The 17,951-nt window shown below is 68.7% G+C and carries 11 protein-coding genes; 4 read left to right on the top strand and 7 right to left on the bottom strand.

Annotated features, from left to right (window positions below):
* Nucleotides 1–4 precede the first annotated feature (4 nt).
* A complete protein-coding gene (locus O9271_RS15965; protein WP_298271853.1) occupies nt 5–601 on the bottom strand; it encodes a YigZ family protein in 597 nt (198 codons plus the stop codon).
* A gap of 35 nt (nt 602–636) precedes the next feature.
* Complete coding sequence (locus O9271_RS15970; protein WP_298271856.1) at nt 637–2,091, bottom strand: DEAD/DEAH box helicase; 1,455 nt, start codon at nt 2,089–2,091, stop codon at nt 637–639.
* 158 nt (nt 2,092–2,249) lie between these two features.
* Between O9271_RS15970 and O9271_RS15975 the strand changes: the two genes are divergently transcribed.
* Together O9271_RS15975 and O9271_RS15980 are read left to right on the top strand one after the other, a co-directional pair.
* Nucleotides 2,250–3,596: a sulfatase-like hydrolase/transferase gene (locus tag O9271_RS15975; protein ID WP_298271859.1), complete on the top strand. Its 1,347-nt coding sequence runs from the start codon at nt 2,250–2,252 to the stop codon at nt 3,594–3,596.
* Complete coding sequence (locus O9271_RS15980) at nt 3,596–5,725, top strand: prolyl oligopeptidase family serine peptidase (protein WP_298271861.1); 2,130 nt, start codon at nt 3,596–3,598, stop codon at nt 5,723–5,725. Before O9271_RS15975 ends, O9271_RS15980 begins: the two co-directional genes overlap by 1 nt.
* A gap of 67 nt (nt 5,726–5,792) precedes the next feature.
* Here the strand turns inward: O9271_RS15980 and O9271_RS15985 are convergent, their stop codons facing one another.
* Nucleotides 5,793–7,607 carry an ABC transporter ATP-binding protein gene (locus O9271_RS15985; RefSeq protein ID WP_298271864.1) on the bottom strand — a complete coding sequence of 605 codons (1,815 nt, stop codon included), beginning with the start codon at nt 7,605–7,607 and terminating at the stop codon, nt 5,793–5,795.
* 286 nt (nt 7,608–7,893) lie between these two features.
* Here O9271_RS15985 and O9271_RS15990 point away from each other — a divergent pair, with 286 nt between their 5' ends.
* The gene (locus O9271_RS15990) at nt 7,894–8,862 is read left to right on the top strand and encodes an acyl-ACP desaturase (protein ID WP_298271866.1); all 969 of its coding nucleotides are present in this window, start codon (nt 7,894–7,896) and stop codon (nt 8,860–8,862) included.
* 81 nt (nt 8,863–8,943) lie between these two features.
* On the opposite strand, the gene ppc is transcribed toward O9271_RS15990, so the two are convergent.
* On the bottom strand, nt 8,944–11,727 hold the full coding sequence (gene ppc, locus O9271_RS15995) for a phosphoenolpyruvate carboxylase (RefSeq protein WP_298271869.1): 2,784 nt from the start codon (nt 11,725–11,727) through the stop codon (nt 8,944–8,946).
* A 74-nt stretch (nt 11,728–11,801) separates the two neighbouring features.
* A complete protein-coding gene (locus tag O9271_RS16000; protein WP_298271872.1) occupies nt 11,802–12,719 on the bottom strand; it encodes a glycerophosphodiester phosphodiesterase in 918 nt (305 codons plus the stop codon).
* A 273-nt stretch (nt 12,720–12,992) separates the two neighbouring features.
* Here O9271_RS16000 and O9271_RS16005 point away from each other — a divergent pair, with 273 nt between their 5' ends.
* A complete protein-coding gene (locus O9271_RS16005) occupies nt 12,993–13,661 on the top strand; it encodes an ankyrin repeat domain-containing protein (RefSeq protein WP_298271874.1) in 669 nt (222 codons plus the stop codon).
* A 22-nt stretch (nt 13,662–13,683) separates the two neighbouring features.
* Here O9271_RS16005 and O9271_RS16010 read toward each other — a convergent pair whose 3' ends face one another.
* Both O9271_RS16010 and O9271_RS16015 read right to left on the bottom strand, forming a co-directional pair.
* Nucleotides 13,684–16,794, bottom strand: coding sequence for an efflux RND transporter permease subunit (locus O9271_RS16010; protein WP_298271877.1), 3,111 nt, complete (start codon nt 16,792–16,794; stop codon nt 13,684–13,686).
* Nucleotides 16,791–17,939, bottom strand: a complete 1,149-nt coding sequence (locus O9271_RS16015; protein WP_298271879.1) for an efflux RND transporter periplasmic adaptor subunit — start codon at nt 17,937–17,939, stop codon at nt 16,791–16,793. Before O9271_RS16015 ends, O9271_RS16010 begins: the two co-directional genes overlap by 4 nt.
* Between the last annotated feature and the right edge of the window lie 12 nt (nt 17,940–17,951).

Raw genomic sequence — 17,951 nt, forward strand, 5'->3', positions numbered from 1 at the left:
AACCTCAATCCAGCAGCTGCACGGCGCCACTGCCGCGGGTGAGATTGGCCACCGTCGTGGCGAGTGCCGCCACCGACGCGCGGGGCAGCTTCACCGTGAAGCCAGCCTGTTCGCGGAAGTCCTGCGACAGGACCTCCGCGTCGAGGGTGGGCAACAGCTGCTGGATGGCGCCGATGTGGGCGTAGCCCACGGCGAACCGTACGCGCACCGTGTCGACATGCACGACCGTAGGGAGCGACGCCAGCGCCTCCTGCACCGCCCCGCCGTAGGCCTTCACCAGCCCGCCGGTGCCCAGCTTCGTGCCACCGTAGTAGCGGGTGACCACCGCCGCGATGTCCCCGAGGCCGCTGTGCTGCAGCACCGTGAGCATCGGCCGACCGGCGGTGCCGTGCGGCTCGCCGTCGTCGCTGAGGCCGATGCGATCGGTGCTGCCGGGGGCGCCGATCAGATACGCCCAGCAGTTGTGCGTGGCGTCCGCGAACTCGGCCCCCATGGCCTTGATGAACGCCTGCGCCTCGTCGATGCGGGTGGTCGGCGCGACGGTGCAGATGAAGCGACTGCGGTCGATCACCTGCTCCACACGGTGGGGGCCGCGGGGCATGGGGTACCGCACGTCATCCATGCGGCGGCAGTGGCTTACTTGTAGGGGCTGTCGTTCCGGGCGCCACCGCCGCCGCCACCGCCACCGGGACGGCGCGGACCACGACGACGACGGGCGCCGCCCTTGGGCGCCTCGCCGGCCACGGGCGTCGAGCGATTGCCGGCGGCCGGCGCAGAACGCGGCCCCCGCTCGGTCTTCGCCGGCTTGGCCGTGCGCCGCGCCGCCTCGGCGTCCTGCGCTGCCGTTCGGCGCGCCGCCTTCTCCGCCGCGCGCGCGCGATCCTCCGCCTTCTTCTTGCGAATTTCGGCGATGCGCTCGGCGATGGGCACCTCGAGCTTCGCCTGCGGCTTGGCCGTGTAGTCGAAGTCCGGCACGGTGACCCGTGGCAGCTGCTTCTTGATGGCGCGCTCGATGAGCTTGAGTTCGCCCTCTTCTTCCGGGCTGACGAAGGTGAAGGCCTCACCGGTCGCTTCGGCGCGCGCGGTGCGCCCCACGCGGTGGATGTAGTCCTCCGCCGCCACCGGCACATCGAAGTTCACCACATGGCCCAGTGCCTCCACATCAATGCCGCGCGCGGCAATGTCGGTGGCAACGAGCACCTGATACGTGCCGTCCTTGAAGCCGGCGAGTGCCTGTGTGCGCTGGCTCTGCGAGCGGTTGCCGTGAATGCGCTCGGCCTTGATGCCGGCCGTGACGAGTTGGCTGGCCAACCGGTTCGCGCGGTGCTTGGTGCGGGTGAACACCAAGGCCTGCGGCATGTCGCCACGCTTGAGCAACGCCACCAGCAGGGCGCTCTTGAGGTCCTGCGACACCGGGTACACCGCCTGCGTGATCCCCTTGGCCGGGGCGGCCTGACGCTGAAGGTTGAGGGTGGCCGGCTTGTTGAGCATCTCCTGCGCGAGCGCCGCAATTGGCGGCGGCATGGTCGCGCTGAAGAACAATGTTTGCCGCTTGGTCGCCGGCAGGTGCCGCAGGATCTTCTTGATTTCGGGGAGGAAGCCCATGTCGAGCATGCGATCGGCCTCGTCGAGCACGAGGAACTCGAGGGCGTCCAGCTTGGCGTACGACTGCCGGAAGTGATCGAGCAAGCGGCCTGGCGTGGCCACCATGACATCCACGCCACTGCGGAAGGCGTGCTCCTGCGGCCCCATGCCCACCCCGCCGAACACGGCGGCCCCGGTGAGCGGAGTATGTGTGGCCACATCGTTGAAGCTCTGCACGATCTGGGCGGCCAGTTCACGCGTGGGCGTGAGCACCAGGGCGCGTGTCTTGCCACGCGGCCGCGTCATGAGATGATGCAGGATGGGAAGCAGGAAGGCGTACGTCTTGCCGCTGCCGGTCATGGCGCAGGCCAGCAGGTCGCGCCCCTCGAGTGCCGGCGGGATACTCTCGCCCTGAATGGGCGTGGGCCGGGCGAAGCCGAGGTCCTTGAGGCCTTGCAGAAGACTCGGGTGCAGCTGAAGCGAAGTAAACGTGTGTGAAGCAGTCACGAAGTCTGGTCTGGATAGTTTGTGTTCGTCAAAGCTCGCCGATTGCTCTAGCCGACGCCATGCCCGCGGCCGGATATTGGCGCATGACCCGTTTCACTGTCCGTGCGTCGCGGTCTCACCGGTGGCGCGTAATCGCGTGCAGCATACTCGCTTGCGGCGTGTTGACCGCCGTGCCGCCGGCGGTGCCGGCGCAATCGCCACCGCCCGCCGCTCCCGCGGTGCGGCCCAATGTGGTCCTCATCATCACCGATGATCTGGGCTTCGCCGACATCGGGCCGTACGGCGCCACCGACGTGCGCACGCCGCATCTCGACCGTCTGGCGCGCGAGGGGACGCGCTTCACGCAGTTCTACGCCAACGGCGTGCTGTGCACCCCCACGCGCGCCGGCCTCATTACCGGACGCTATCAGCAGCGCTACGGCCTCGAGGTGCCACTTGGCGGGCCGGCCTCCGGTGAACGTGGTGGCCTGGTGCCGACGGGCACCTCGCTGCCGCAGCTGCTGCGGGCCAACGGGTACACCACCGCCCTCGTGGGCAAGTGGCACCTGGGCTACGCGCCAACGATGTCCCCGGGGGCGCATGGCTTCGACTGGTTCTGGGGGCTCAAGAGCGGATATCACGACTACTACCAGCACACGGACGGTGCCGGACTCCCCGACCTGTACGAAAACGACACCCCCATTCGGGCGGAGGGGTACAGCACCGATCTCATTGCGCAGCAGGCCGTGGCCTTCGTTGAGCGGGAACGTCACCGCCCCTTCTTCATCGACGTCGCCTTCAACGCGCCGCACTGGCCCTTCCAGCCACCCGATCATCCCAGCGTGGCCCGCGCCAATGGCCGACTCCTGAGCCCCAGCGATTCGGCGGCGGGGACGCGTGCCGATTATGTGGCGATGGTGGAGCGTCTGGACCGCGGGGTGGGAACGATTCTGCGCGCGCTCGACCGGCTGGCGCTGCGCGAACGCACCATCGTGATCTTCACCAACGACAACGGCGGCGAGTGGCTCTCGAACAACGGCCCCTTCTTCAACCGCAAGTACACCGTGTGGGAAGGCGGCATTCGAGTGCCCACGATTGTGCGGTGGCCGGGGCGGGTCCCCGCCAATGCGCGCACGGCGCAGGTGGGCATCACCATGGATCTGACCGCGTCGGTGCTCGCGGCAACCGCGACCCCCGTGCCCGATTCCGCTCGCCTCGAGGGCATCGATCTCTTCCCGGTGCTGCGCGGCGCACGGCCCATTGTGCCCCGCACGCTCTTCTGGCGGTCGACCTTCGAAGGCCGGACGCAACGCGCCGTGCGCGACGGCCGCTGGAAGTATGTGCGCGATGCCAATCATGATTTCGTGTTCGACCTGAGTACCGACACCGGGGAGCGCCGCGATCTCACGCGCACGCACCCAGAAATCGCCCGCCGGCTTCGGCAGCGCCTGCTCGCCTGGGAGCAGGAGGTCGATACCGAAGCCCATTCCCGCCGGGTCACGCACGGCGACCCGAAGGAGCCTTGATGCACTGGCCGCTCTCCCCCCGCACGCCGGTGGCGCTGCTGGTCGCCCTGTTGGTGGCGACTGCTGCACCCGCCACGGCGCAAACGCCGCCCTCGGTGCGCGCCATCGAGGCCGCCCCGTTTCCGTCCGCCATGGTGGCCTCGCCACGGGGTGACCTCGTGGCCTGGGTACACAACACCGAAGGGGTACGCAGCATCTTCGTGGCCGCGGCGCCCGCGTACGCCGCCCGGCGCGTCGTGCATTTCGGGGCCGATGACGGACAGGAAGTAGCCCAGCTCGCCTTCTCCGCCGATGGACGGACGCTCTGGTTCGTTCGCGGCAGCGGTCCCAACCGTGCGGGAGAGAACCCCAACCCCACCAGCGATCCGACCGGCGCCGAGCAGGCGATCTGGCGGGTGCGACTCGACGCGAACGGGGCCGGAGCCGAACGCGTCACCGAGGGGAGCACCCCAACGCCCGCGCCATCGGGAGAGGGGCTGCTGTTCGCGCGCCGCGGCCAGGTCATGACATTGACCACCACGGGAAGCACGGGGGAAGCCGCACCACTCTTCCGCATGCGTGGGAGCGCGAGTGAATTCCGCTGGTCTCCCAACGGCGACATGGTGGCTGTGGTGTCGAGCCGCGGGACGCACGCCTATGTGGGCGTGTACGACCTGCGGGCGAAGAGCCTGCGGTGGATGTCGCCCAGCACCGACACCGACGGTTCGCCGGTGTGGTCGCCCGACGGCACGCGGCTGGCTTTCCTGCGACAGCCCTACGAACGACGCCGCATGATCTTCCTGGCGGTGCGCACGGCCCAGCCGTGGAGCATTCAGGTGGCCAATGTCGCCACCGGCGTGGCCTCGCCGGTGTTTCGTGCGTCCCCCGGCACCGGCTCCGCCTTCTGGCCCATGCAGGCGGAAACGCAGCTGCTCTGGAGCGCCGACGACCGCCTCGTGTTTCCGTGGGAGCGCGACGGGTTCCTGCACCTGTACAGTGTGCCGGCAGCAGGTGGCGCCTATACCCAGCTCGATCGCGGCCCGCACGAGGTGGAATTCGTCACGCTCGACCGCACGCGCACCCAGCTGCTCTTCAACTCCAACCAGGGTGATCGTGATCGCCGGCACCTGTGGCGTGTGAGTCCTGCCGGCGGCAATGCGCCCACGCCCCTCACCGGCGGGGCCAGCATCGAGTGGATGCCCACGCCACTGGCCGACGGCAGTGTGGCCTTCCTGCGGAGCGATGCACGGCTGCCGGCGCATGCGTCCATCATCACGGCCACGGGCACCACGTTCGCCGCCGCCCGGTATCTCGCCCCCGAAACCATGCCGGCTGACTTCCCCAGCCGGGAGCTCGTGGTGCCGAGCGCCGTGGACATCACGGCGGCCGACGGCATCACGAGTCATGCGCAGCTGTTCCTGCCACCGGCCGGTCGGTTCAGTGGCAGGCGGCCGGCCATCATCTTCCTGCATGGCGGCTCGCGCCGGCAGATGCTGCTGGGATGGAACTACGGGGCGTACTACCACCACGCGTACGCCTTCAACCAGGCACTCGCCCTGCGCGGATGGGTGGTGCTCTCGCTCAACTTCCGCAGCGGCATCGGCTACGGACGCGACTTCCGCGAAGCGCTCGACTACGGCGCCGGCGGCGCCAGTGAGTACCGCGATGTGGTGGCCGCCGCGCGGTGGCTGCGTGCGCGCGCCGACGTGGACACCGGCAAGGTCGCGCTGTGGGGAGGCAGTTACGGCGGCTATCTCACCGCCCAGGGGCTGTCACGCAACCCCGAACTCTTTGCGGCCGGCGTGGACGTGCACGGCGTGCACGATTGGAACGTGGGGATCCAGACGTTCCTCACCGACTACAACGCGCTCGAGGAGCCGGCCGCCTCCCGCCTGGCGTTCCTGTCGTCACCGCTCTCGCAGGTGCGCCAGTGGAAGGACCCGGTCCTGCTCATTCACGGGGACGACGATCGCAACGTGCGCTTCATCGAGACGCTCACGCTCATACAGCGGCTGCGCGCGCAGAATGTGCCCGTGGAACAGCTGGTGCTGCCCGACGAGATTCACGGCTTCCTGCGGCACGAGTCATGGATGCGCGTGTTCGAATCGGCCCTCGACTTCCTCGACCGGCGGGTGCTGCGGCAGAAGTGAGCGGTGAGATGCGAGCGGTGCGTGGGCGAGTCGACCATGGAGCTGGAGCATTGAGCCCGGATCGCCGTCAGCCCGTGGCGGCGATCTCTTCGCCCGGATTGATGAACTGGTCCTGCTCGAGCTGGTACTGCCGGTTGTACAGATCGCGATAGCGTCCGCCCAGCGCGAGCAGTGCGGCGTGGGTGCCACGCTCCACGATGCGCCCCTTCTCCAGCACGAGAATCTGGTCGGCACTGGTGATCGTGCTGAGGCGGTGCGCAATCACGAAGGTCGTGCGTCCGGCGCGGAGACGGCGCAGCCCCTCTTGAATGAGGTGCTCACTCTCCGAATCAAGACTCGAGGTGGCTTCGTCGAGGATGAGCACCCGCGGGTCGGCCAGGATGGCGCGGGCGATCGCCACGCGCTGCCGCTGTCCGCCCGACAGTTTCACGCCGCGCTCGCCCACGATCGTGTCGTACTGCTGCGGGAAGCCCATGATGAAATCGTGGGCATTGGCGATCTTGGCCACGGCCATGATCTCCTCGTCGGTGGCGCCCGGCTTGGTGAAACCGATGTTGTCGCGCACGGTGCCGTCAAAGAGGAAGTTGTCCTGCATGACCACGCCCAGATGGCGGCGATAGTCGCGCAGCTTGAGCTCGCTGACCGGCGTACCATCCACACGGATGCGCCCCTGCTGCGGCTGCGCAAAGGCCATGATGAGCGAGATCATGGTGCTCTTGCCACTGCCACTCGAGCCCACCAGCGCCGTCGTGGTGCCCGCCGGTGCATCGAAACTCACATGCTGCAGCACGGGCACGTCCGGCTCGTACTCGAAGGTGACGTCCTCGAACTGCACGTGCCCCACCACGGCGGGGACCGCCTGCTTGGCCGCGTCCTCCTGGTCCTCGGTGGCCATGTCACGCAGTTCGCGAATGCGATCGAGGCCCGCGAAGGCTTCGGTGATCTGCGTGCCGATGCTGGCAATCGAAATGAGCGGTGCCGTGACCATGCCGATGAACACCACGAACGTGATGAGGCTGCCCAGCGTCATGCGGCCGCGAATGACATCCCCACCGCCCACGTACATCACGATCACGCCGATCACGCCCACCACCCCGAGTCCCAGCGTACCGGTGAGCGACGTGCCGGTGATCGTCTTCGCGATATTCTGGAAGAGACGCTGCACCCCCTGGCCAAACACCTGCTTTTCCCGTTCCTCGGCGGTGTACACCTTGATGAGACGGATGCCGCCCAGCGTTTCCGTGAGCCGGCCGGTCACTTCGGCCTGAATGACACTGCGCTCACGAAAGATGGGACGGAGGCGCTTGAAGGCGATGCTCATGCCGGCGCCGAAGAGGGCCAACGGGAGCACCGTGGCGAGGGTGAGCTTCCAGTTGAGATAGAGGAGCACGCCCATGGCCCCGATGGCGCTGAGGATGCCGCCGGTGAGCTGGATGAGCCCCGTGCCGATGAGATTGCGGATCCCCTCGGGGTCGCTCATGACCCGGCTCACCAGAACGCCACTCTTGGTGCTGTCGAAGTAGCGTACCGGCAGGCGAATGAGGTGCCCCTGCACCTCCTCGCGCAGCTGGGCGATGGCCTGCTGCGCCGCCACGCTCACCACCTGCGACAGGGCGTAGCCGGTCACGGACTGCACAAGGGTCGCGGCGAGGCCGGCGAGCGCGACATAGCCGAGCAGCCGCAGGTCGCCCTGCGGCAGCGCCTCGTCGAGCACCCGCTTCGTGCTGTAGGGGAGCACGAAGCTCGAGGCGCGACTGATGAGCATGAGCACGAGGCCGATGCCCACCGAGCGGCGATGCTGTATGATGAGCGCACGGGCTTCGCCCCAGGCTCGGCGGCTGTCGTACTTCGGCTTCTTGGGTGCGGCAGGGGGAGGAACCATCGTCGGAATTTAGTCGCGATGTCCCGCCCTCGTCGTGCGACAGAAAGATCATTATCACGTCAGTAACACGCCAGCATAAGCGTGTCATTCATTCATCCTGAACCAGGTTCGGGGCTGCCGTTTCGCGGGCGAGGCGCGGGCGAGGCGCGGGCGAGGTGCGGGCGAACGGTTCCGCCCCCCGATACGTTCACGCCGGTAGGAGCACGTCGCGAGGCGCGCGTCTGGTTTGGTCCCCCGCGGCGACCTCCGGTAGTTTACGGAGTGACCCGCTCCCCATCGGAACTGCATGTTCATACCAAATAAAGAAACGCTGGCCAAGGTCGAGGTGCTCGCCGACCTCGAGAAGGACGTGGACGAGTTGATGACGGCGCACGAAGCCAAGCGCGTGCTGTGGTTCCCGTCCGAACTGCTCGCCCCCGAGCCGGACACGGACCCCGATCTGCACGTGCGGCAGCTGCGCGAGCGGGCCCGTGGCATCAGCATGCCCGCCCGGGTGGCCCTGGCGCTGAATACCCTCACCGAAGAGGGGTTGCCGCATTTCCATCGCCTGCTCGCCACCTACCTGGGGGGCGACACCTTCTGGGCCAAGTGGAACAACCTCTGGACTGCCGAGGAAGACCGGCACGGGGCGGTGCTGCATGACTACGCGCACGACAGCCGCATCCTCGACAATCCCGTGCTCGAGCGCATGCAGTTCGAGTACCTGAAGGCGGGCTTCGAGCCGGAATGGGACAAGGACCCGTACCGGGTGTTCGTCTATACGTCGCTGCAGGAGCGCGCCACGCAGGTGAGCCACGCCAACACCGGCAAGCTCGCCGGTGAGTACGAGCCGCTCATCGGCGAAGTCCTGGCCAACGTGGCCAAGGAAGAAGCGCGGCACTACGTGTTCTACCGCGAGATCTTCAAGCGCGTGCTCGAGCGCGACGCCAGCAACGCCATGGTGTCGGCGTCGCTGATCATGCCCAGCATCGAGATGCCGGGGGTGAGCATGCCGCACTTCCGCGAGATGGCCGACGTGATCCGCCGCGCGGGCATCTACGGGCCGCGCGACTACATCCGGATCGTCGAGGATCTCATCAAGTTCTGGGCGCTCGACAAGGTCGAGGGGCTCAACGAAGCGGGGAAAAAGGCGCAGGAAAAGATCATGGCCATCACGGCGCGCCTCGAACGCGTGGCCGACATGATGGAGACGCGCAGCAAGGCCAAGACCTTCGCCTTCAACGTCGCCTTCGCGCGCGAATTCGCGATGGACTGACACGCACGGCGCGAGCACCGGCCGCAAGGCGGGGGACGGTTGGCGCCGCACCGGCGCGAACGCCGTCCCCCGCGTTCGTCTTCAGCCGGAGTTCCTGAGCCCCGCCGCAATGCCGTTGATGGTGATGTGGATGCCGCGTCGGACGAACTCGTCCACCGCCGCCCCCGCCTCGGCGGTTTCCCGATGCCGCTGCAGCAGCGCGATCTGCAGGTGATTGAGCGGGTCCATGTAGGGAAAGCGGTTCGCGATCGAGCGGGCCAGCAGGGGGTTGTCCACGAGCAGCCGGTCGGTGCCCGTGATCAGGCGCAGGGCGTCCCGGGTGCGCTGCCACTCCGCCTCGATGGCGCTGAAGATGCCGCGCCGCAACGCCTCGTCACGCACCAGCTCGGAATAACGCGACGCCACGCGCAGGTCACTCTTGGCCAGCACCATGTCCACGTTGCTGAGCAGCGTGCGGAAGAACGGCCAGCTGCGCGCCATGCGCTGCAGCACCGCCAGGCCGTCGGGCTCCTCCGCCAGCCATTCGGTGACCGCCGTGCCCACGCCGTACCACCCCGGCAGCATGCACCGGCACTGCGCCCACGAAAACACCCACGGAATGGCGCGCAGGTCCTCGATGCGATCGCCCGGCTTCCGGCTCGCCGGCCGACTACCAATGTTGAGGGTCGCGATCTCGGCCAGCGGGGTACTCTCGCGGAAGTACTGCGTGAAGCCCGGCGTGTCGTACACGAGAGCGCGATAGGCGCGATAGGCCTTGGCCGACAGCTGCTCCATGACCGGATGAAAGGTGGCCGCGCGGTCGGCCTGGTTCTCGTGGTCGGTGAGCGTGGCCTCGATCGTGGCCGCCACGAGCAACTCGAGGTTGCGACGCCCCACGTCGGGGGCGGCATACTTGCTCGCGATCACCTCCCCCTGCTCGGTAAGGCGAATCTGCCCGGTCACGGCACCTGAGGGCTGCGCGAGAATGGCCTCGTAGCTGGGGCCACCGCCGCGCCCGACGCTGCCGCCGCGCCCATGGAAGAAGCGCAGGCGGACCCCCGCGTCGGTCGCCACGCGCATGAGATCGAGTTCGGCGCGGTACAGCTCCCAGCCGCTCGTGAGAAAACCGCCGTCCTTGTTGCTGTCGCTGTAGCCCAGCATCACTTCCTGCCGGTCGGCGCGCGAGCGCAGGAGCGCGCGGTAGGCCGGGAGCGCGAAGGCGGCCGCCATCGTGGCGCCGGCACGCTGCAGATCGCTGATCGTCTCGAACAGCGGAATGATGTGCAAGCCCAGCGTGGGCGCCTCTCCGCTCGTGACCAAACCCGCCTCCTTGAGCAGGAGCGCCACTTCCAGCAGATCCGAGACCCCATCGCACTTCGAGATGATGTAATGGGGTAACGCCGCCGCGCCGTAGCGCGCCCGCCACTCGCGGAGCGCAAACACGATGGCCAGCTCGCCGCGGGCCTCGTCCGCGTAGGTGAGATGCGGAGAGTAGAGCGGGCGAGCACTCACCAGTTCGCCCGCCAGCAGCGCCACGCGCTCCGCCTCGGAGAGCGCGGCATAGCTGGCACACACACCGGCCCGCGCCAATAGCTCCGCCACCACCCGCTCGTGCACATCGGCGTTCTGTCGCACGTCGAGCGGTGCCAGATGGAAGCCGAATACATCGACGGCCGTCAGCAGGTGGCGCAGGCGTCCGCTCGCCAGCAATGGCAGGCCCGTGTGCACCAGGGCGTCGTGCACCACCTGCAGGTCGGCGCGCAGGGCGTCGGGTGCCTCGTATGGCGCCGCATCCCCCAGCGCAGCGCGCGTGGGCGGGGGCAGCTCCAGCCGCTGCATGGTGGCCACCAGTCGTGCGTACACGCCGCTCAAGGCACGCCGGTACGGCTCATCCAGTCGCTGCACCGACCGATCGGGCGAGGCGGCGGCAAGAGCAGCGAGCGACGGCGTGGGCGGATGCAGGGCACTGGAGATACTCAGGACCCCGCCCAACGCGTGCACCTCCTGCAAATAGAAGTCGAACGCCGCAGCCGCCTGCAGCCGCAGGGTGTCGCGCAGGATGTCGGCCGTGACGAAGGGATTGCCATCGCGGTCGCCGCCGATCCAGCTGCCCACCTGCAGGAAGGTGCCACAGTCGCCCGCGTCGTGCGGGAACCGCTCCGCGAGGAGCGCCGCGGCGTGCGCGTACAGTCGCGGGACTTCGGTGAAGAAGGTGGCACGAAAGTAGGCGATACCGTTCTTCACCTCGTCGAGCACACGCAACCGCTCCCCGCGCACCAGACGTGTGTGCCAGAGGGTGAGCACCTGACGCTGCAAGGCCCGATCGTGCTCCGCCTGCTCTTCGGGGGTGAGCGCCAGCCGATCACGCGCCGTCAGCAGATCCGCAATGTGCTGCATGGCCACCTGCGTACTCTGCCGCTGCACTTCGGTGGGGTGGGCGGTGAGCACCGGCATCACCAGACCGTGCGCGAAGAACTCACGCAGCCGGGCGAGCGCCACCGCGTCGTTGCCCAGGGCCTGGCGTACGGCATCGATCGCATACGCAAGCGAGCCCTGGCGGGGTGGCGATCCCTCGCGTTCGTGGGCACGGCGCCGGCGGGCGCGATGCGTATCTTCGGCGATGTTGGCCAGCTGCAGGAAATAGGCGAATGCCCGCACCACGCTGAGCGTGACCCGCGGCGGCAACCCGTCCAGCAGGGCGTGCAGCACCGCCCGGTCCTCGGCGCGGCCGTCACGCGCAAAGCGCACGGCCGCCTGCCGCGTCTGCTCCACCAGTCTGAAGGTGTCGTCTCCCTCCTGCTCGCGGATCGCGTCACCCAGCAGTCGGCCCAGCTCGCGAATGTCGTCGCGGAGCGGGCGATCCTTATCGTCGCGGTCGTCCGTCATGCGCCCAAGCTGCGCTCGGGGCTTCGCGCCCGCAACGCGCGCCGCCGACGTTCAGCGCGACGTGGTCGCCATGCTCAACGCCGCGGGGGCGCCACGTCGAGCCCGCGCGCCACTACGTCGGGGAAGTCGCCGAAGATGCCGTCCACCCCGAGCCGCACCATTTCGCGCACCTCCGCGACCGGGTCACCACCGTACCGGGCGGCCAGGAAGACCGGCTCCGACCGCAGCGTCCACACGTGCACCTTAAGGCCGGCATCGTGTGCGTCGCGAATCACACGGGAGGGGACCGCCGCCGAGTCCGGTGCCACCACCAGTCGCTGGTTCACGCCCACCGCGTCGGCGAACGTGGCAATGTCCCGCAGGCGGGCCGGCGTGAGCGCCCGCTCACTCACGAGATATACCAGCCGCACACGCGTCTGGCCGCGCAGCGCCCGCAGGTTGCCGTCCTCGAAGCTCTGGATGTACACCGGGGCATCGCGCCGGTCGAGCCCGCGCGCCCGCAACGAGGCCAGCAGCGCCGGCTCGAGCGGCAGCCCGATGGCGCGATGGTAGCTGGGGTGCTTGGTCTCGGGGTAGACCCCCACAACCCGCCCGTGAGCGCGCCCCAGCGAATCGGCCAGCGCCAGTACCTCGTCGAAGGTGGGAATGGGGAACTGCCCATCGTAGGCGTGCGACCGGAAGGACAGCCGTTCTCTGGCCCGCAGCGTACGCAGTTCGGCGAGCGTGAAGTCTTCGGTGAACCACCCGGTCACGCTGTCGCCGTCCACCACCTTGCGGGTGCGCCGCTCGGGAAACTTCGAGGCGACATCGGTGGTGCCACCGATTTCGTTCTCATGACGCGCCACCAGCACCCCGTCCTTGGTGCTGACGAGATCGGGTTCGATGAAATCTGCGCCCATCTCCACGGCCAGCGTGTACGCGGCCACCGTGTGTTCGGGACGGTGCCCGCTGGCGCCCCGGTGCGCGACGATGATGGGGCGATCCGTCGGCACGGGCTGAAGCGCGGGACGCATGCATGCCGTGGCGGCAAGCAGGACGGCGAAGCACAGGGTGCGGCGTGGCGGTATCACAGGCGGGAGACGAGAGGGACGCGGGACGATGAACCAACGGACGACCACCACCTCACGGTACCTCCTCGTGCGACGGGCTGCAGGAGCGTGCGCGAATTGGTGGCCACTCTTTACCGGCTCGTCACGCATCCCCCTGCCTCGACGGATCGTTTGCCCGCCATTGACGCCGCCGCAGGCGCCTCGCAGGATAGTCCCATGGTCTCCATCGCCCCCGAGTCGTTGCTTGCCGCCATCCGCACCAAGGACCAGCTGGCCGTCGTGCGCCTGCTGGACGAGGACGCCAGCCGGGCCGGCATGCGGGCCAGCGGCGGCGAGTCGCTGGTGCTGCATGCGGCGTATGTGGGTGCGTTCGACCTCGTGCCGCTGCTGCTGCGCGGGCGTGCGCTCGACGCGTGCGAGGCGGCGGCCATTGGGGATGTGGAGGCGCTACGGGCCGCCATCGAGAACGACGATGATGCCCGGGTGCGCCGCAGCAGCGACGGGTGGACGCCGCTGCACCTCGCGGCATTCTTCGGTCGCGACGACGCCGTGGCGCTGCTCATCGACCACGGCGCGCCGCTCGACGCGCACGCCACGAACGCGACGCGCAATACGCCGCTCCATGCGGCGCTGGCCGGCGCCACGAGGCCCGGCATCGTGCGCCGGCTCATCCTGGCCGGCGCCGATGTCGAGGCGCGTGGCGCCGGCAACAGCACCCCGCTCCACCTGGCGGCGTCGCGGGGCGATGAGGCCCTCTGCGATCTCCTGCTGGCCCGTGGCGCCGACCCACTGGCCATCATGGAAGACGGTACGACCCCCGGTGCTCTGGCCACGGCGCGTGGCTTCGGCGCCCTGGGCGACCGCCTCGCCATGATCGCCGAGTGAGCCGCCCACCGCACGCGGCCGGCTAGGCCGCGTGCGGATCGGTCGTGGCAAACCGCGGGATCGACGCCGAGGCTGACGCCTCCGCATCGTCGAGCGCCGGCGCGAGCAGCTTGTACATGACGGGCGTCACCAGTCGGGCGATGAGCGTGCTGCTCACCAGCCCGCCAATGATGACCCAGGCCAGCGGCGAGTACAGGCCACTGCCCTGAAACGCCAACGGGAGCAGCCCACCGATGGCCGTGAAGGTGGTCAGTACGATGGGCAGGAAGCGCACTTCACCGGCGCGCTGGATCGCCTCGTCCAGCGCCACGCCTTCGCGCCGCAGCTGGTCGGTGAAGTCCACGAGCAGGATACTTGTCTTGATCTCGATGCCCACCAGCGCCACGAAGCCGATCATGGCCGTGAAGCTCAGGGTGTACCCGCTGAACAGCAGGGCCACGATGCCACCGACGACGCCGAGTGGAATCACGCTCGCCACCACCAGCGTCGTACGGAAGTCGCGGAACTCCAACACGAGGATGGCGAGGATGGCGAACACCGCCACCACGACCGCCCCGCCGATCCCGCCAAAGCTCTCCTCCCGGCTTTCGATCTCGCCGGCCGGTACGAGCGTGTAGCCGGTGGGCAGCGGAATCGCCTGGAGCCGCTCGATGATCTCGCGGGTCACCGCATCGGTGTTGTAGCCCGACTGGACGTAGCTCGTCACGGTGACCGCGCGCTGCCGGTCACGCCGGTCGATGGACGTGGGTGAGGAGGCGAAGCGCACCTGCGCGATCTGCGCGAGCGGCACCATGGCCCCGGTCACACTGCTCACGGAAATGCGCTCGAGCGCCTCGGGCGCTGGACGCCCCTCATGCGCCATGCGCACCACGATCGGATACTCGTCGCCATTGTCGGCGCGCATCTTCCCCGCCTCGAGACCGGCGATGCCGAGGCGCAGTGTGCGCTCCACTTCGGCACTCGGGACCCCCAGCAACCCCGCCTTCTGCTTGTCCACGACGAGGCGCAGATCCGACCGGCGCAGGCGCACGGGGTTGTTCACGTACTGGGTACCGGCCGTCTCCTTGAACACCGTCTCGTACTGTGCGGCGATGCGCGCCAGCGTGTCGAGGTCCGTGCCTTCCACCCGCATCGCGATGGGCGCATCGATGGGCGGACCATTCACGAATTCCTTGAGTTCGATGCGCGCGCCGGGATACAGCGCCAGCAGGGTGCGCAGCGAGTCGAGCGTGCGTGGCGTCCGCTCCTCGTGATAGGCCTTGAGCAGCACCAGCAGCTGGCCGCGGTTGGGCGCCTCGGCGCGCTGAAAGACGTTGTAGTACACCTCCGGATTGTCCTTGCCCACGTTGGCGAAGACACCGCGCGTATTGGCGTCCTGCATCACCACCTGTTCGGCGTACCGCACCGCGGCATCGGTCTCCGTGAGCGACGTGCCTTCCGGCATGGTGACGTCCACGTGGTACTGCGGCGTACCCGCCTTGGGGAAGAGCGAGAAGCCCACCAGCGGCACGAGCCCCATGGCCGCGACCACCAGCGCGAACGACGCCACCAGCGTGGCCCGCGGCCACGCCATCGCGCGGCGCAGCAGCGGGGCGTAGCTCCGCTTGATCCCACCGTCGAGCCACTGCAGGACCGCGTTGCCATCGGCGTGCTCGTGCCGCGGCATGAGGCGGCTGGCGAGCCACGGAATGATGGTGAGCGACACCACGAGCGACGCAAGCACGGCATAGACCACCGCCAGTGGCAGCGACCGGATGTAGCGCCCCGACAGCCCGGGGAGGAACAGGAGCGGCACGAAGGCGAAGATGAGGGTGCCGGTGGCCCCGAGGACCGCGACGCCGATCTGCTTCGTTGCCTCGATCGCCGCCTGCGTGCGCGAATACCCCTCGCGCAGGAACCGCGCGATGTTCTCGACGACCACGATGGAATCGTCCACAAGCAGACCGAGGGCGATCACGAAGCCTACGATCGACAGCTGGTTGATGGAATAGCCAGTCGCGTAGAGCAGCATCACCCCGATGGCGAGTGACGTGGGAATGGAGATCATCACGATGAGGCTGGCGCGAGTCCCCAGCGGCAGGAGCGTGAGCAGCACCAGGCCGATCGCGAGGGCGAAGTCCCAGCCGAGCCGCGACAGGCGGGCATTGACGTTCTCGGATTGATCGAAGCCGCGGGCGAGCGACATGCCGGGCGGGAGCGTGGGTTCGAAGGCGTCGAGTACCTCCCACGCGCGGTCGCGCACCTCGGCGATGTTGCGCCCTTTCTGTACCGCGGCCGTCACGAACAGCGCCCGTTGGCCATTGTAGCGGCCCATGTGCACGGCGTCCCCGTCGTTCCACTGCACGGTGGCTACATCCTGCACCCGCACCACGGCACCATCACTGCCGCCCACAACGGTGCGCCCGACCTCATCGGTGGTGCGATAACGGCCGAGCGTGGACACGTTGTAGCGCCGGGTTCCCACATCCACCGAGCCACCGGGGATCTGTGTATTGTCGCTCCCCAGCGCCTGCAGCACCTGCGCGGGCGTGAGTCGCAGCTGCGCCAGCCGGCCGAGGTCGAGGGTCACCTGCATCTCGCGTGGGGGTGCCGCCCAGCGCGCCGCCTGCTTGACCCCCGGTACGCGCTCGAGCGCATCCTCGAGACGCTTGGCCACGTCGTCCATGCGCGCATACGGCACCGACGGGGCCACGAGCGCGAGCTGCAGCACGGCAAGATCGCTGTTTTCGTTGCGCTGCACCTCGAGTCGCTGCAACGCCGCCGGCAGCGCGGGGCGCAGCGCATTGACCTCGCGGATGACCTGATCGTACTTGCGGTCCGCATCGACTTCGGATTCGAACTCCACGCGAATCACCGTCAGGCCATCAGAGCTGGTACTCTGGAGGTTCTTGAGATCCTCCAGCGTGCGGAGCTGCCGTTCGAGTGGCTCGGTAACCAGCTGCTCCATGTCTTCCGGGCTTGCGCCAGGATAGACGGCCACCGCCGTGAAGATGGGAATGGGGAAATCGGGATCCTCGGCGCGGGCAATGTTCATCCAGCTCACGGCGCCCAGGGCGGCGAACATGAGGAAGATGAGCACCGTGAACTGCCACCGCCGAACGGAGAACTCGGTGAGGGCGCTGAGCAGGTTCACGGAGTGCGCCTCCCGGTGGCTGCGGCAAGCAAGGCGGCGCGGGCCGTCGTCGAGGCCGTCACGCTGTCGAGGAACGGCGTGGTGATGATGCGCACCGGTGCCCCGGCGGTGACATACGTGGCGCCGCGGGTGATGACGCGTGCTTCGGGGGCGAGACCGTTGATGTGGACCTGATCACCGGAGAGCGCACCCACCGCGACTCGCTGCGGCGCGGCAACGGGCGCACCGGCACTGTCGACGCGAATGGTGTACACGGTGGCGGAGTCGCGATCGGCCTCAAGCAAGGCATCCACGGGGATGCGCATGGCCACCGGCTTCCCCTTCACGGCAATGCGGAGCTGGCCCACGAGGCCGCTCGGCAGGGCATCGGTGCCGGTGAGTGACACCTCCACCGCGTAGGTGCCGGTGCGGGGGTCGGCGGAGCGTCCCACCAAGATCACCTTGCCCTCGAAGCGGGCCTTCGGCATGGCATCGAAGTGCACGGTGGCGGCGTCGCCGACGCGGATGCGCAGCGCATCGCGGTCGGGCACACCGGCCCGGAGCACGCGACCGCGGCGCGTGCCGCCCATGGTCAGCACCGTGGTTCCGGGGCCGACGGTGCTGCCGGGAGCGACCTGACGTCGCAACACGATACCGGCCTCGGGTGCGGTGATGACGGCGTAATCCCGGTTCACGCGGGCCGCCGCCAGATCGGCGCGCGCGGCGTCGAGTGCCGAGGTGGCATCCTGCAGCTGGGCCAGCGTGGCGACGCTGTCGGCCGCCAGACGCTGCACCCGTGCCTGATCGCGCTGGGCCTTGTCGGTGGCCACCTCCGCCTTGGCCACGGCGGCGTCGATCTCACGCAAGTCGAGGGCGGCGAGGATCTGGCCACGCTGCACAGTGGCGCCTTCGTCCACGAGCACGCGGGTAATGACCCCACCGATCTTGAAGGCCAGCGGAATCTCGTCGCGCGATTCGAAGGTGCCGGTGGCGGTCACGACCGCCATGGAGTCTCCCGGGTCGAGCGTGGCAACGGTCACCGGCACGGGGGCGGCGCGCAGCGTCGGGGCGTCAGCGGCCGCCGTGTCGGTGCTGGTGCCACAAGCGGCGAGCAGGGGGGCGACGAGCAGGAGCGGGGTCCGGGGGAAGCGGGCGGGCGACGCCATGGCGGGGGTCCG

The organism is Gemmatimonas sp. (assembly GCF_027531815.1).
Lineage (GTDB): Bacteria > Gemmatimonadota > Gemmatimonadetes > Gemmatimonadales > Gemmatimonadaceae > Gemmatimonas.